The organism is Tenacibaculum sp. TB-53, from assembly GCF_059716285.2.
The window spans coordinates 1,080,102-1,095,000 of sequence record NZ_CM202790.1 but is presented as its reverse complement, the minus strand read 5'-3'; the positions used below and the strand labels follow the sequence as shown (position 1 = coordinate 1,095,000).

General features: G+C 35.2%; 14 protein-coding genes and 2 rRNA genes (1 of these 16 running past the window's edge). 2 read left to right on the top strand and 14 right to left on the bottom strand.

The window, feature by feature from the left end; translation table 11 throughout:
* A 23S ribosomal RNA gene (locus tag AC3VJB_RS04985) occupies nt 1–2,290 on the top strand; it begins 583 nt to the left of the window's first position.
* Nucleotides 2,291–2,390: 100 nt separating this feature from the next.
* A 5S ribosomal RNA gene (gene rrf, locus AC3VJB_RS04980) occupies nt 2,391–2,499 on the top strand.
* A 367-nt stretch (nt 2,500–2,866) separates the two neighbouring features.
* Here rrf and AC3VJB_RS04975 read toward each other — a convergent pair.
* The 14 genes from AC3VJB_RS04975 to AC3VJB_RS04910 form a co-directional block, all read right to left on the bottom strand.
* On the bottom strand, nt 2,867–3,583 hold the full coding sequence (locus tag AC3VJB_RS04975; protein ID WP_497666834.1) for a DMP19 family protein: 717 nt from the start codon (nt 3,581–3,583) through the stop codon (nt 2,867–2,869).
* Nucleotides 3,584–4,192: 609 nt separating this feature from the next.
* Entirely contained in the window at nt 4,193–4,375 is a 183-nt protein-coding gene (locus AC3VJB_RS04970) for a hypothetical protein (protein ID WP_159490954.1), read from the bottom strand.
* 267 nt (nt 4,376–4,642) lie between these two features.
* A complete protein-coding gene (gene chrA / locus AC3VJB_RS04965; protein ID WP_159490956.1) occupies nt 4,643–5,758 on the bottom strand; it encodes a chromate efflux transporter in 1,116 nt (371 codons plus the stop codon).
* Complete coding sequence (locus AC3VJB_RS04960) at nt 5,737–6,285, bottom strand: phosphatase PAP2 family protein (RefSeq protein ID WP_159490958.1); 549 nt, start codon at nt 6,283–6,285, stop codon at nt 5,737–5,739. The genes chrA and AC3VJB_RS04960 overlap by 22 nt, the downstream gene beginning before the upstream one ends.
* On the bottom strand, nt 6,270–6,749 hold the full coding sequence (locus AC3VJB_RS04955) for a DoxX family protein (protein ID WP_159490960.1): 480 nt from the start codon (nt 6,747–6,749) through the stop codon (nt 6,270–6,272). The genes AC3VJB_RS04960 and AC3VJB_RS04955 overlap by 16 nt, the downstream gene beginning before the upstream one ends.
* A 1-nt stretch (nt 6,750) precedes the next feature.
* On the bottom strand, nt 6,751–7,329 hold the full coding sequence (locus AC3VJB_RS04950) for a phosphatase PAP2 family protein (RefSeq protein WP_497666833.1): 579 nt from the start codon (nt 7,327–7,329) through the stop codon (nt 6,751–6,753).
* Entirely contained in the window at nt 7,326–7,805 is a 480-nt protein-coding gene (locus AC3VJB_RS04945; RefSeq protein WP_159490962.1) for a hypothetical protein, read from the bottom strand. The genes AC3VJB_RS04950 and AC3VJB_RS04945 overlap by 4 nt, the downstream gene beginning before the upstream one ends.
* A 75-nt stretch (nt 7,806–7,880) precedes the next feature.
* Nucleotides 7,881–8,699, bottom strand: coding sequence for an AraC family transcriptional regulator (locus AC3VJB_RS04940; protein ID WP_159490964.1), 819 nt, complete (start codon nt 8,697–8,699; stop codon nt 7,881–7,883).
* Nucleotides 8,700–9,110: 411 nt separating this feature from the next.
* Nucleotides 9,111–9,872, bottom strand: a complete 762-nt coding sequence (locus tag AC3VJB_RS04935) for a hypothetical protein (RefSeq protein ID WP_159490966.1) — start codon at nt 9,870–9,872, stop codon at nt 9,111–9,113.
* Complete coding sequence (locus AC3VJB_RS04930) at nt 9,865–10,560, bottom strand: hypothetical protein (RefSeq protein WP_159490968.1); 696 nt, start codon at nt 10,558–10,560, stop codon at nt 9,865–9,867. The genes AC3VJB_RS04935 and AC3VJB_RS04930 overlap by 8 nt, the downstream gene beginning before the upstream one ends.
* A gap of 167 nt (nt 10,561–10,727) precedes the next feature.
* Nucleotides 10,728–11,195, bottom strand: coding sequence for a hypothetical protein (locus AC3VJB_RS04925; protein WP_159490970.1), 468 nt, complete (start codon nt 11,193–11,195; stop codon nt 10,728–10,730).
* Between the two features lie 231 nt (nt 11,196–11,426).
* Nucleotides 11,427–12,044: a hypothetical protein gene (locus AC3VJB_RS04920; protein ID WP_159490972.1), complete on the bottom strand. Its 618-nt coding sequence runs from the start codon at nt 12,042–12,044 to the stop codon at nt 11,427–11,429.
* A 238-nt stretch (nt 12,045–12,282) separates the two neighbouring features.
* The gene (locus AC3VJB_RS04915; protein ID WP_159490974.1) at nt 12,283–13,080 is read right to left on the bottom strand and encodes a TrmH family RNA methyltransferase; all 798 of its coding nucleotides are present in this window, start codon (nt 13,078–13,080) and stop codon (nt 12,283–12,285) included.
* Between the two features lie 505 nt (nt 13,081–13,585).
* Nucleotides 13,586–14,884, bottom strand: a complete 1,299-nt coding sequence (locus AC3VJB_RS04910; RefSeq protein WP_497666832.1) for an amidohydrolase family protein — start codon at nt 14,882–14,884, stop codon at nt 13,586–13,588.
* Between the last annotated feature and the right edge of the window lie 15 nt (nt 14,885–14,899).

Here is a 14,899-nt window from a genome sequence, read left to right as displayed (position 1 = left end):
GTGCCTTTTGCATAATGAGCCTACGAGTTACTGTTGCTAGCAAGGTTAAAGATTTAAGGTCTGGAGCCGAAGCGAAAGCGAGTCTGAATAGGGCGATTATAGTTAGTAGTAGTAGACGCGAAACCGAGTGATCTACCCATGGGCAGGTTGAAGCTGTGGTAACACACAGTGGAGGACCGAACCAGTTGACGTTGAAAAGTCTTTGGATGACCTGTGGGTAGGGGTGAAAGGCCAATCAAACTCGGAAATAGCTCGTACTCCCCGAAATGCATTTAGGTGCAGCGTTGAATAAAAGTTTTATAGAGGTAGAGCTACTGATTGGATGCGGGGGCTTCACCGCCTACCAATTCCTGACAAACTCCGAATGCTATAAAATGTTTTTCAGCAGTGAGGGCATGGGTGCTAAGGTCCATGTCCGAGAGGGAAAGAACCCAGACCATCAGCTAAGGTCCCCAAATATATGTTAAGTTGAAAAAACGAGGTTTGACTGCCCAGACAGCTAGGATGTTGGCTTGGAAGCAGCCATTCATTTAAAGAGTGCGTAACAGCTCACTAGTCGAGCGGTCGAGCATGGATAATAATCGGGCATAAACATATTACCGAAGCTATGGACTTTTAAAAGTGGTAGGGGAGCATTCTATATGTGCTGAAGGTGTGCTGTGAGGCATGCTGGAACGTATAGAAAAGAAAATGTAGGCATAAGTAACGATAAAGGGGGCGAGAAACCCCCTCACCGAAAGACTAAGGTTTCCTCAGCGATGCTAATCAGCTGAGGGTTAGTCGGGACCTAAGGCGAATCCGAAGGGAGTAGTCGATGGACAACAGGTTAATATTCCTGTACTTCTTATAATTGCGATGGGGTGACGGAGTACTGAAAGCACCGCGAACTGACGGAATAGTTCGTTGAAACATTTAGGTATTAGACTGGTAGGCAAATCCGCTGGTTTAGCTGAAGTGTGATAGTACCACAAGTCTTCGGATGCGTGGATAGTGTGCCTAAAAACTTCCAAGAAAAACCTCTAAGCTTCAGGTTATAAGAACCCGTACCGTAAACCGACACAGGTAGTTGGGATGAGAATTCTAAGGTGCTCGAGAGATTCATGGCTAAGGAACTAGGCAAAATAGACTCGTAACTTCGGGAGAAGAGTCGCCAACAGCAATGTTGGCCGCAGTGAAAAGATCCAGGCGACTGTTTATCAAAAACACAGGGCTTTGCTAAATTGAAAGATGATGTATAAGGCCTGACACCTGCCCGGTGCTGGAAGGTTAAGTGGAGTTGTTAGCTTCGGCGACGCAATCAAATGAAGCCCCAGTAAACGGCGGCCGTAACTATAACGGTCCTAAGGTAGCGAAATTCCTTGTCGGGTAAGTTCCGACCTGCACGAATGGTGCAACGATCTGGATACTGTCTCAGCCATGAGCTCGGTGAAATTGTAGTATCGGTGAAGATGCCGATTACCCGCAGCGGGACGAAAAGACCCCGTGAACCTTTACTATAGCTTCGTATTGACTTTGGATAAGTAATGTGTAGGATAGGTGGGAGACTTTGAAGCGGCGTCGCTAGGCGTTGTGGAGTCATCCTTGAAATACCACCCTTTGCTTATCTAGAGCCTAACTCAGCAATGAGAACAGTGCGTGGTGGGTAGTTTGACTGGGGTGGTCGCCTCCAAAAGAGTAACGGAGGCTTCTAAAGGTTCCCTCAGCACGCTTGGTAACCGTGCGTAGAGTGCAATGGCATAAGGGAGCTTGACTGAGAGACATACAGGTCGATCAGGTACGAAAGTAGAGCATAGTGATCCGGTGGTTCCGCATGGAAGGGCCATCGCTCAAAGGATAAAAGGTACTCCGGGGATAACAGGCTGATCTCCCCCAAGAGCTCACATCGACGGGGGGGTTTGGCACCTCGATGTCGGCTCGTCACATCCTGGGGCTGGAGAAGGTCCCAAGGGTTGGGCTGTTCGCCCATTAAAGTGGCACGCGAGCTGGGTTCAGAACGTCGTGAGACAGTTCGGTCTCTATCTGCTGTGGGCGTTAGAAATTTGAGTGGATCTGACTTTAGTACGAGAGGACCGAGTTGGACTGACCTCTAGTGTATCTGTTGTCTCGCCAGGGGCACTGCAGAGTAGCTACGTCGGGAAGGGATAAGCGCTGAAAGCATATAAGCGCGAAACCCACCACAAGATGAGATTTCTTTAAAGGGTCGTGGAAGATCACCACGTTGATAGGCTATAAGTGTAAGTGCAGTAATGTATGTAGCTGAGTAGTACTAATAACCCATAGGCTTATGTACGTATCCCGGTCCTAGTGGCCGGGAGCAAACTCTTTGATGAATTTAGGATATGATTTTACTAATATGTTAACTTTTACAGTTGAAATATACTGAAACGATTTAAGGTGATTATCGCAATGGGGCTCACCTCTTACCATTCCGAACAGAGAAGTTAAGCCCATTAGCGCCGATGGTACTGCCACAGGTGGGAGAGTAGGTCGTTGCCTTTCTTTATCAAGCCTCAATCTTTTAAAGATTGAGGTTTTTTTTTGATCTTATTTTTAGGATTGCTGTATCTCGTAGTTTTTAATCCTTTGCCCGTTATTTTTATAATTATAAAAGAAGAAATGTTACTGTAGAAATGCTGACTTTCCTCAGCAGAACGAAATCATCAGCGAGATTTGTTATAACTAATAATGTAAATGTTATCTTTTGAATTAATCATGTTTTTTAATTAGTAATAAGGGTTTTTACCATAATTAATAGTTTTATATAATGATAAATTTGTAAGTACGCATAAAACTAAAAATCCACATAGATTTTCAGAAATAGGGGAGAAAAAGTAATCATTTATAGTCATTGTTGTAATACGTTTTTTTATTTTGCTCTATAAAATTTATTTCTATTCGCTTTTACGTATTTCGTCAAGTCTTGCTGATATGTTTTGATAAAACTTTCCTCGTAAAAATAATCTTCAATTCCTTCGGCAGAAGGAAGTTCTTTGTATCCTTTTTCGAATGCTGTAAATCGTTTATTCCAATCACTTTTATTATTCTGAAACTTTGAATATAAATCTTGGATTGTATCGAACTTGCCAAAGTATTCATTCAAAACTATTTCATAATCCGTAGACAATTTTTCCATTCCAGTTGCTTGCATTCCTTCTAATGCGAGTATTGACAATTCTGGGTAATTAAACAGAAATTGGTAAACTCCTCCGTTGTTGACTTGAGATTCAAAGTTTATTAGAGTGAAATAAATTCTCTGTTCTTTAGTCAGCTCTTTTAGAAAATTAGCGTGAGTTTGATTCTTTTCCCAATATTTATTTGTTGCGTAAATGTCATTGCAAATTTTCTCACAAATGTCATAATGTTCATTGTCATAAACTCCCCATTTTTTATCATTCCATTTTTGCTCAATTTCAGAAATCCAATTTTCAGGCAATAAAGGAAGATGTTGAGTAGATTCAGATTCAGAATCAAGTCGAACAAATTCAGTCATAGTATTTTCAGAATTATTTGTTTTATTTCTCAAAATTAAAAATCCAATAACCAAAATTAAGATTATAATTATTATTAAAATTCCTATTTTCATTAGTTTGGTTAAATGTGTTACAACGGTTTCGTATAACAGTCAGTTACGGGTTAATATGCGTTAAATTTTGGTTTAGAGCTGACGCTCGTAATAGCGAGAGGATTCGGATGTAGTCGAATTCGCCGTAATTGTGGTTATATATTATTGTGCACAGTTATTTACATATTTCATTATAGTGATATTCTAAAAATGATATATCAGGTTCATTAATTTTCGGTTTTTTAAATTCTAAATCAGTCAAAAATTTCTTTATTTGTTTGTCGGATTTTGGCCCAAATATTATTCTATATTCAGAGTCTAAAGAGAAATAACCTTTGTCAAACATCTTATCTTGCAAAACACAAAAGAAAATCGTATTTATTTAGCAAACAGCACAAGTTGAATTGTAATTGTCCAAAACAATTTCCCTTAGTTTATTTTGATAAAATCTGACTTTTACTTTATTCTTCGTTTCAGTCGGATTATTTTTCTTATTTATTTCCTGGTTTTTTATAAAATATTCCTCTATCCTCTACAAGATTCAGTTCCTCAATTATTTGTAATGCTTTTTTAAACTCTAAATCCGTTAGTTGTATTTAATTCGGAAATCGATTTTTTAGTCAAAAGATCTTACTTATCTTCACGAATATTATAACGATGTAATAATTCCATAATTACAAATCCACCACCTCTGGCTGGTGCAGGTAAATTTAGAATCTCTCTTTGGATATTTCTATGGCTTTGTCCATCTATTAAGTAAGCTTTTATTACTTCGGCAATTGCATAGTTATTAAATTTGTCAGTGATTGCCATAATTTGGTTTTAATTGTGCAAAACGGTTTCGTATAAGCATAGTGCGGGACTTTGGAGCGATTTATTGTCCGCATGCACCAGGCTTTGATAGGTGCCAAAATACTCAATTTTAGCCATTCAGCCCGCATTACGCTTATACAATGTTGTAGGTAGTGCTTTCTTTTTCGTCCGTGTTTTGGGGGCAGACACACTTATTGACAAGCTTGGGATTGTGTGATTGATAATGAGAGGCTTGGCAATGTGTGTGGCTGTCTAGAGTTGGCTTTTCTATATCAATGTCAATAGGTAACCTACCAATGCTCCACCAATAACAATAAATGCACTGTTCATTTTCTTAAAGACAAAAACAGCAATTATGCTCAATACTGCAATTAAAATTGTTCGCCAATCGGTCAAAGTGTCTTTTCCCATTTCTACACAAACGGCTACAATTACGGCAACTGCCGCAATGTTAACAGCGTCTAAAAATGCTGCAATAATTTTCGATTTCCGCATTTTTGGAATGAGTGGATTCAGAATAGCAACAAAAATGAAAGAAGGAAGGAAAATCCCAACAGTCGCTGCTATTGCTCCCCAAAATCCACCTAATTGCCAACCGATAAATGTTGCCGTTGATAAAACAGGTCCTGGCGTAAATTGTCCAACTGCAACGGCATCAATTAATTTTTGTCGTGTCAGCAATCCTGTACTGACCAATTCTGCATCTAAATAAGCAAATAGAACATATCCGCTTCCATAGAGTAGTGCACCGACTTTAAAAAAAGTCCAAAGAATTTTTAAGGTACTCGTTGATGCTGTTACCTGTAATAAAACAAGTGGAGTGAAACTGTTCAGATTGTTTTTAGAGTTGCAGATGAAATGCCAAACTAAACCGAGAAATCCGCAAGCAAACAACGCCAAAATTTCGTGTACTCCAAGCAAACAGGCAATCAACGTTAATGTTCCTAAAATTCCGAGTTCCACATTTTTGAGTGCTTTTTTTCCAAGGCGGTAAACTGCCCCGAGAATAATGGCAATTACTGCTGGCTTTATTCCATAAATGAAAGGTTCAACTTTTGGGAATTGTCCGTATTGTTGATAAAGCCAAGCAAAAAACATTGTGATGACAACCGCAGGAAAAACAAAACAAACACCTGCAACTATCAATCCTTTCCAACCTGCTCTTTCGTGTCCGCAGTGCATTGTCATTTCGGTTGAGTTGGGGCCGGGAATAATATTGGTCGCACCCACCAAATCAAGAAAATGCTGTTGGCTCATCCATTTTCTTTTTTTCACGACTTCATCTTCCATCATTGCGATATGAGCCGCAGGACCGCCAAAAGCAATGCTACCTAATTTGAAAAAGAGTTTTGCGACTTCTATTAAAGTACCTTTTGTTTCCATTTTGTTATAGTAAAATTTTTAAATATTATAGTAACAACAAATGCTATAATTATTGATATTATAACATCTGTTGGGAAATGAACTCCTAAAGCCAATCTGGAATAAGCTACTAATAACGCCCAAACTAAAACAGGTAAATAGTAAAGTCTTTTTAGGTTTGAAAATAGCAAGACGAAAGATAATATAAATGCTATAACAGTATGTCCTGAGGGGAAAGATGGACTATTTGCTATTGATAAATTTACTATGTCACCATACAAATCAAAAGGTCTTGTTCTGTGTATAGCATATTTTAATGAAATAACAATTAGCGTTGCAGTTGAAAGCATAAGGAGTAATTTCAAAAAAATGTCTTTTGCATTTTCCGATTTCTTGAAAAAGACAAACCATCCTAAACAAAAAATAATACCGATTGCTATGAGATAGGCCGTTTTTGAAATCCAAAGTAACGTTGAGTCGAATAGTTCAATTCGATTATTATGAATCAAGCGCAGTAAAAAAATATCCGCTTCTATCTGTTTGCCCATTTCTTACTTTGAAAATAATTATCAAACGACCATTTTCCTGCCCCTTTGATAAGCAAAAACAAACTTCCAAACCACATAGCAAAATCGGTACGCATTTCGTGAGTCATACTCCAAAATCCATAACTGTTTAGTTCCCGAAGGTTGAATGGCCCAAAACTCTCTCCAAAGGCAATGGGAATTTTAGTTACGACAATGGCAACCGTCATATTGATAAGCATTGCTAAAGAAGCTCCCCGTGTCAATAGCCCCATCAGTAAAAGAATGCCACAAGCTATTTCAAATACACTAACAAAATTTCCGAAAAACTCCGGGTTTGGAAAACCCATTTTAACAAACCTTCCTGCACCACGAGTAGCGGGATACATAAATTTTTGAATGCCTTCTGAAAGGAAAACTGCACCGACCATTAAGCGTATGATGATGGTGGTTTTAGAATGGTCTGAACTAATTATTTTTTGAAACATTTCAAGTTATTTTTTCAATCAAAATAGGATTATATGCTTTGTAAATTCGAGCTACTGTCCAAGCGATAGGTAGGCTTAAAATAGCTGGTACTATTATATCCATTGGATAATGAACACCAAGGTAAACTCTACTGACACTTACAAAAATAGCCCAAGGAATAAGTATAAATGGTAACCATTTTAGCTTGTTCTGGGCTACTAAAGTCAAGTAGAACGCTAATGAAAATACATTAGCTGCGTGAGATGAAATAAAGCCAAACTTTCCTCCTTTATAGTCATTTACAAAATGAAGTTGTCCTGCTAAATAAGGATTATGACTTGGTCTCAATCTTTCGAAAAGTGGTTTAAAAAGTCCTGAAGCTAACTGGTCGCTAATAGTTATGAGCAAGACAATTAACAAAATCATTAGGGTAGAGTTCTTTTTATACTTCCATATAAGCAGTAATGTCAGTAGAAAATAAAACGGTAACCAAGTAAATTTACTGGTAGCAAACCACATTATATCATCCCAAAATTTATTGTGATTACCATTTAACCATAACAGAATATCAATATCGAACTGTTTGATAAGTTCTATCATTGCTTCCTAATAGGTGATTGTCTGTAAAGAGGTTTCTTTACTGTAAAATGAGGTGCTTTTTCCATTGCGTGGCAACTGATACAACTGTTAGTCAGCATTTGGAAGTTATTGTTGAATACCACCGTATCTCTTTTTTCAAGTGCTTTTTGCATTTCTGTAAGTGTTACGGTTAAGAAATGCTCTGCGGATTTTGCACGTTTGGGTCTTCTTTCCAAACCACGCTCAATCGCTTTACGGATTTTTTCTATTTGATAGTTGGCATATTCCCAATTCTCATCTTGTCCTGCCCAATAGAGTTCCTGATAGCGGTAGCCTGTTTCCACCATTGCCATATCAAAACCCCTGAATTGGTTTTCAATGGTTTCTATTTTTTTCTGTCCCGTTCCTTTTATCCATTTGCCTTGGGCATTTTGCTCTTGATTGTTTCCACAAGAACTAAACAAAAGCAAAGCGATAATTGATATTGACCATTTCATATTTTGTGATTTTAATGCTGTAAAATTATACAACACATAACCAATAATGTGGTCTATTTGAAAAAAGAATGGTATTTATCTGTTGTTGTTTCTAAAGCCCACTGGAGTTTGGTCAACGTGTCGTTTGAAGTATTTTGAAAAATGGGAATTGTCCTTGAAATCAAGTCTGTGGGCAATCTCGCTTACAGTAATGTCTGTGTAAAGCAAAAGCCTTTTTGCTTCATTGATAATGTGTTCTGAAAGTATCTCAGCAGAAGATTTTCCTGTTTCTTTTCTGCAAGTTGCATTTAGGTTTTGCGCAGTGGTGTTTAACAATTTGGCATAATGGTTTACCTTATTTTTGAGTCCATCTTCTTTGCTCAAAAGGGCAGTGAATTTTTGAAAGATTGTACTGTTACCGTTTTTAAAAGTTTTTGGTGTTGCCGATTCAAGAAATTTTGCCAAAAGTGCTTTTAACAGTCCGTCTATTATTGGTTGATTTAGCTTTTTATTTTCTTGATGTTCGTTTAGTAAAATGTTGAAAATGTCAATTGCAATATTGTCTTTGGGAAAAAGACAAGTTTGTGCACTCAATTCTGAAATCAGGCGTTTGATATCTTTGTCCAAACAGTTGTCGATAAAGGATTTTTTGATGATGAGTACAAAGCCTTTGGGTTCTGTTTTGATGTCCCAAAAATGTACCTGCTCTTTACGGATTGTGAAAATAACAGGTGGTTTTATTTCATATTCTTTGGTGTCAATAGTGTGGGAACCTTTTCCTTTAGTCAGATAGATAATTTCAAAATAACTGTTGTGTTTGTGTGGAGATGTTTTTCTAATGTGCCGTCTGAACGGAGCAATTTTTAATCCTTCGGTTTGTCTGGTTTTGTCTTTTATTTCGAGTTCTGCTTTCATTTATTGTATTGCTGTCCGTTCGGTGGCAAAAATTAGGCTCTTTTGGTTTTTTCAGCGTTGGCTTTGTGTTGGCAAAAACTAAATGTGCCTAATGTGCGGCTGATTTTTTACATTACCTACAACTTGTTTATATAGATGTAAAATACATCGTTATACAACTTAAAAGGAGGTGTAAGAATACTACTTTTACTATTCTTTATTTTTGTTGCTAAGCTTTCTTGTTTAGTAAATAAAAAAAGGAAGTTTTTAGCAATTTTTATTCTTTTTTTATTAATGTAACCAAGATAAAACAAAATAAAAAACTGCACAAAAATGTACGGTTTAAAGTAGCTTGTTTTTTATCCCTTATAGGTAAGTTATGAGTATACCGTAATTGTAATTATATATAGTTTAGTACAGTTTTAAACTTTATTAGAATTGAGATTCTTTTTTGCTTTTCGAGTCAATCAATTTAATTAAATTATTTAACGACGCTTTAATTTTGTCCGATTCAGCTTTTTTTAACATCAATTCCGTTTTGTTTTTCATTCCGTTGTAATTTGCATTTGGATAAAGTTCAATCAAGGCTGGAAAGTATTTGTCAATTCCATCAGCAAGTTTATCTTTTCCACTTTCTGTAAATGCCTTTTCGTTATTTATCTCGTCTAAATAAATTAGATAGTTGTTTATTAGTGTTTTAATGTTTGAGTTAATATTGTTCTTTACTCTTGATGAATTTGGGTCGTCTGCATTTTCCTTAATTTGGTCATTTCCTAATTTGAAATATTTTAGTTGAAGTTCTAAACCAAAGTGCCAAACAGCAAGCATTTCTTTGTCATATAGATACTGGTCTTTTCTGTCAAGTGCATCGTAGATGTTATTCATATTTTTCCATTCATTGAAGAACTTTTCTGCAACGTTGTTTCTATGTTTTAATCCTAATTCATTGTCATCAAGTACAATATTGAAATTCTGTTGGTCAGTTAGTTTTTCTACGATTATTCTTGTTTGTGGGTCGTCAAAAGTTGGTAGTTTTTCATCTGCTTCATATCCATAATTAAGTTCTAAAACTGCATCATCGTAGTCATTTAGGTCCCAATAGCGTTTGTCAAGTGGAAATTTGTGTTTTTCAGTATTGCAATTAGTAAGTGTTATGCTGATTATAGCAAAAAGGATAATTCTAATTTTAATCATTAAATTCTATTTTGGGTTCTTTATATTCAGTGAGCAAATTTAACAAACTGTCAACTTCTTTTTCATATTTCTTTTGTTCGTTGAAAACGTAACTATGAAAAGTGTCATAATCATATTGTCTTTGGAAATTTCTTTCGTCTTGTTCAGCTTGTCTAATTATTACCTCGATTTTTTTTTCATTAAACTTATTTAGTTTAGATATTTTTTCTTTCGCTTTTCTTGCGAACAGTTCGGTTATTTTAATATGGTATTTTTCGTGCGTTAACAATTCTTTACTATTCGTATTCTTCTTATAAACAAATGAACGTGAAGGGTGAAAAATTGATTGGATAGTTACAGTCTTATCATCAATTTCGCTTTCTATTGAGGTAACAACGTATGCAAACCTTTCATTGCCGTAAAGTGATTTTTTGAAAAACTCAAGACCTCTGAAATTTTCAAAGGTAATCTGTTCGTATTTGTCAAAAGTCAATGGTTTTTCATAATTCAGATAGTTCGTATGGCTTAAAATTCCAAAACCGATTATTACCGGAATGATAACCATAACACTATACTTCAAGAATTTTTTAAACTTTTTTAGCGAAATTGTATTTCCTCCTTTATTTTCCTTTATAGCAAGATATAATTGATAGAAAACAGGAGAGAAATAAACCAGAAATATTAAAGTAATTACTAAATATTCATTCATTGGGTTTGGTTGTTCATAACTGCCTACAATTGTTCTATATGGCTGTCAGTTACAGATTTGATTTTCGTTAAAATTACTGTTTTACACAGGCTTTTGCAATTCCGAGTGGATTAAGTTGTAGTTAGATCCACCGTAATTGTGCTTATATATTGTTACCCAACGTTTTTTCATTCCAATTTTAGTTTTTTAATCAATTTAGTCAAACACTTTTCAAATTCCGGTTGATTTACAGTTAATGACTTTTCTTTTTCGGTATTAAAGTCAGTTATTGATTCATAATATTCTGTCGGATTTATTGGATTAACATTCCAACCTTCTCGTTTTGAAAACCCGTATGTCAAATTTAAGTTGTTTTTCTTTTCTACTCTTAAACAGCCAGTATATTGGTCTGAAAAATCAATAGGTAGGTAGATAACTTGTCCGTTTTTCATTTCTGCCTGTTTTTTATTCCACGAAGCGATTAATTCCGCAACAGCATTTTTAATTTCTTTTATTCCGCTTTTTGGTTCAATTGTTAAAGCAAAATAGTAAGTGTCAAATTTCCGTTGACTTATTAAATCAGGAATTTCAAAGATTAAATCTTCGTGTCCTCCTTTGTCATTTTCTATGATTTCTATTTTCAGCAGGTTGCTCATCAAATGTTGGGTAACTAGTTATAAGAGAACTAAAACTACTTTTATCCGGAGTATTACAGGTGATAAACGGAAGTTATTAGCAATTTTATTCTTTTTATTAAGCGTTAGCCAAGATAAAACAAAATAAAAAACCGTACAAAAATGTACGGTTTAAAGTAGTTTGTTTTTTTAGTCCTTATAAGTAAGTTAAGAATCCGCCGTAATTACAGTTATATATCGTTGTAAATAGTTTTACTTAACTTTCACACATATAATATTACTTTCAATATCTACTGTATGTAGTGTGTTGTATAACTCAATAATTTTGTTCTTCTCTTCTATGCTATAACCAGCATAATTATTTAATATAAAATCACTGTTCGCATCATATTTAGTTTTGTTTCCGTACATTTTAATTTTTACACAGGCAGTATCTGAATTTTGAGAATTTTCACCACAATAATTTAAGTGTTCATTAGAAAAATCAAAAGACTTTTCACTGTTTGCTTCAATGGTTATAAAGTCAGAAATAGAGGCATAATGTTTCGGTGGGTCTTCATCATAAAAACTTACTTCTGAAATACAAGATGTTCCTTCAAACTCATTCTCAATAGAAGCATAATATTTCCCTGGTCGAAAATTAGGGTCAGAAGAAGGTTTAACAATGGTAATTTTAGAATTGCTGTTATTTATAATTTTAACATTTAATGTTAATAGTCCTTTCCTCCAAATATAATTTTCATTTGGCTTTTCTATGATTATAGAAATTTTTTCTTTATCGGTAGAACTACTTGTCTTTTTAATAGATGAACAACTTGTTAATGTTAAAGTTAACGATAATAATATAATTAATTTCTTTCTTGTACTCATTGTTTTAAATTATTTACAACTTGTTTATATAAGCATAAAATACATCGTTATACAACCAAAAGGGAAGTATAAGAGTACTTTACTGTTCTTTTATATTTATTGCTAAGCTTACTTGTTTAGGAAAGAAGTCTATAGCAATTTTATTCTTTTTTTATTAGCGTTAGCCAAGATAAAACAAAATAAAAAACCGTACAAAAATGTACGGTTAAAATGATGTTTTCAATATTGATAAGTAAGCTTACTGTATAAAATTACGTTGACGTTTCGCTTCAAAAGTTAAGATGGCTGCGGCAACCGATACGTTCATAGAATCTATTTCCCCTTGCATTGGGATGTTGATATTCTGAGTAGCTTGGTCTCGCCAAACTTGCGTTAATCCTGTAGCTTCTGTACCCACTACCAAAGCAGTAGCCTTAGTATAGTCGTTTTTATGGTATTCGTTTGAATTTTGTAGGGTAGCACTGTAAATATGAATGTTGTGCTCCTGTAAGTACGCTATAATGTCTTCAGAAGTACCTGTAGCTATCTGATTGGTAAATACACACCCCACACTAGAACGTATGATATTAGGATTGAATAAATCCGTTTTAGGATTGGCTATAAAAACAGCATCCACATTAGCAGCATCGGCGGTACGTAACATAGCACCTATATTGCCTGGTTTTTCAATACCTTCCATAACTAATAGGAGTGGAGTAGTGGTGTTGAATTCAATAGAATCTAAATCGAAGTTTTTAGCTTTCACTACAGCAATAATACCCTCGGTAGTATCACGATAGGCAAGCTTTTGGTATACTTCTTTTGTTATTTCTATACAATTAGCAGCCTTATTTAGAATTTTGTTTACACTTTCTTCGGTAAACATATCAGCAACAAACAGCAGGGTATCTATTTCATAACCTCCTTTAACAACTAACGAAATTTCACGTTGTCCTTCTACTAAAAACAATCCTTTTTTCTTACGTTCTCTAGATTTCTCTTGAAGCTTTAAAAGTTCTTTTATATAGGCGTTTTGTGTACTACTAATCTGTTTCATTTGCTATTATATCAGAATACAAAAGTACTATTCTGTTTTATAATAAAATACCATCTTACTAAAAGAATAATTACTAGCTATTGCTGTTGTTAGGCAAACAACAGTACTGTTGCCCAACACCAAACATCACTGTTGTTTAACACCAGATGCTACTGTTTGAACCTTCAAACAAAACCAAAATATGGGATGTACTAGTTTGTATTAAGCTTCATACAGTAGTGTATGAAGTCACCCGACACTACTGTATAGTGTTATAATATAGTGGTGTATGAAGTTACCATACAGTAACGTATGCCTATTATCCGTGCATAAAAAAACATCATTCTTTTTACGGAATGATGTTTAATAGTTTATTAAATCGAAGAGATTCCTTCGTCATTATTTCGACTTAAGTTTATCTTGAGCGAAGTCGAAAGGCTCGACAAACTCCTCGGAATGACGTTAAAATTGTTGTCATAGCGAGGAATGATAATGACGTGGCTATCTCTTAGTTTAGAAAGACATTCTATTGATTTTTATACTTATTAGCATAACGCTTCCATAATTTTGTTTGATGCGATTCTAGGCTAATTTTTCTACCTTGTATAAAAGCATCTTTTAAAATATTGGTACGCATATCTAAAGCATCACCTTCAGAAATAAATAGGGTAGCGTCTTTACCAACTTCTAAGGTTCCTACGTTGTTGTGAATACCTAAAATTTTAGCATTGTTTTGAGTAATTAATTGTAAAGCTTTTTCTTTACTTAATCCGTAAGCAGCATACGTTCCTGCATAAAAAGGCAAGTTACGTGTACTCATACGTTCCATATCTCCTTCCATACCCAAACCAACTAAAATACCTGCATCGGTTAATATCTTAGCAACTCTAAAAGGTCTGTCATAATCTGCATCTTCACCATTAGGCAAACGGTGTGCACGTTCTAAAATAATAGGTACATTGTTAGCTTTTAATAAGTCAGCAACTTTTTCAGCCTCTTGTCCGCGAACAATCACGATATTTTTAACTCCTAATTCTTTACATACATTTACAGCATCAGTAATTCCTTTTTCTCCTGATACGTGTACAAACATTTTTTGTGTACCGTTTAAAACGCCTTGTAAAGCTTCGTATGGTAAGTTTTTAGGTGTTTTGTTACCTGCTAGGTAGCTTTTTGCATTGGCGAAAAATTTTGTAAGCTTATCAATGCTTTTTTGATAGTTTTTGTTAGGCTTTAATCCAGGATCTTCACCCATCCACCAACGACCTCTAGAGAATACCTGAGGCCAGTTCATGTGAACACCATCATCGGTTTTAATAGTCGCATCTTCCCAGTTCCAAGCATCTAATTGTACTACCGAAGAGGTTCCTGAAATAACACCACCACGTGGAGCAATTTGTGCCATTAATACTCCGTTAGGACGCATGGTCTCTACCACTTTACTTTCTGCATTATAGGCAATAATACTACGAATGTGTGGTAGCATTGAACCTACCTCATCAAAGTCTCTTGTTGCACGTACAGCATCAATTTCAGCTAAACCTAAAGAGGTGTTTGCTGCAATAAAACCTGGGTATACGTGTTTTCCTTTGGCATTAATAACAGTTCCCATACGAGCAATTCTGCTATTAGCATTTCCTACATGGGCTATTTTACCGTTAGAAAACATGATTAAGGAGTTTTCAATTACTTCTCCGTTTCCTAAATGTGCTGTAGCACCTTCAATACTATAAGCTTCAGTTTGCTTGGGTGCTGGTGTTTGTTGCGCTATTATATTTCCTAAGAATAAGAAACATAATAAACTATATATTAATTTAATTTTCATGTTGTGTGTTTTTAA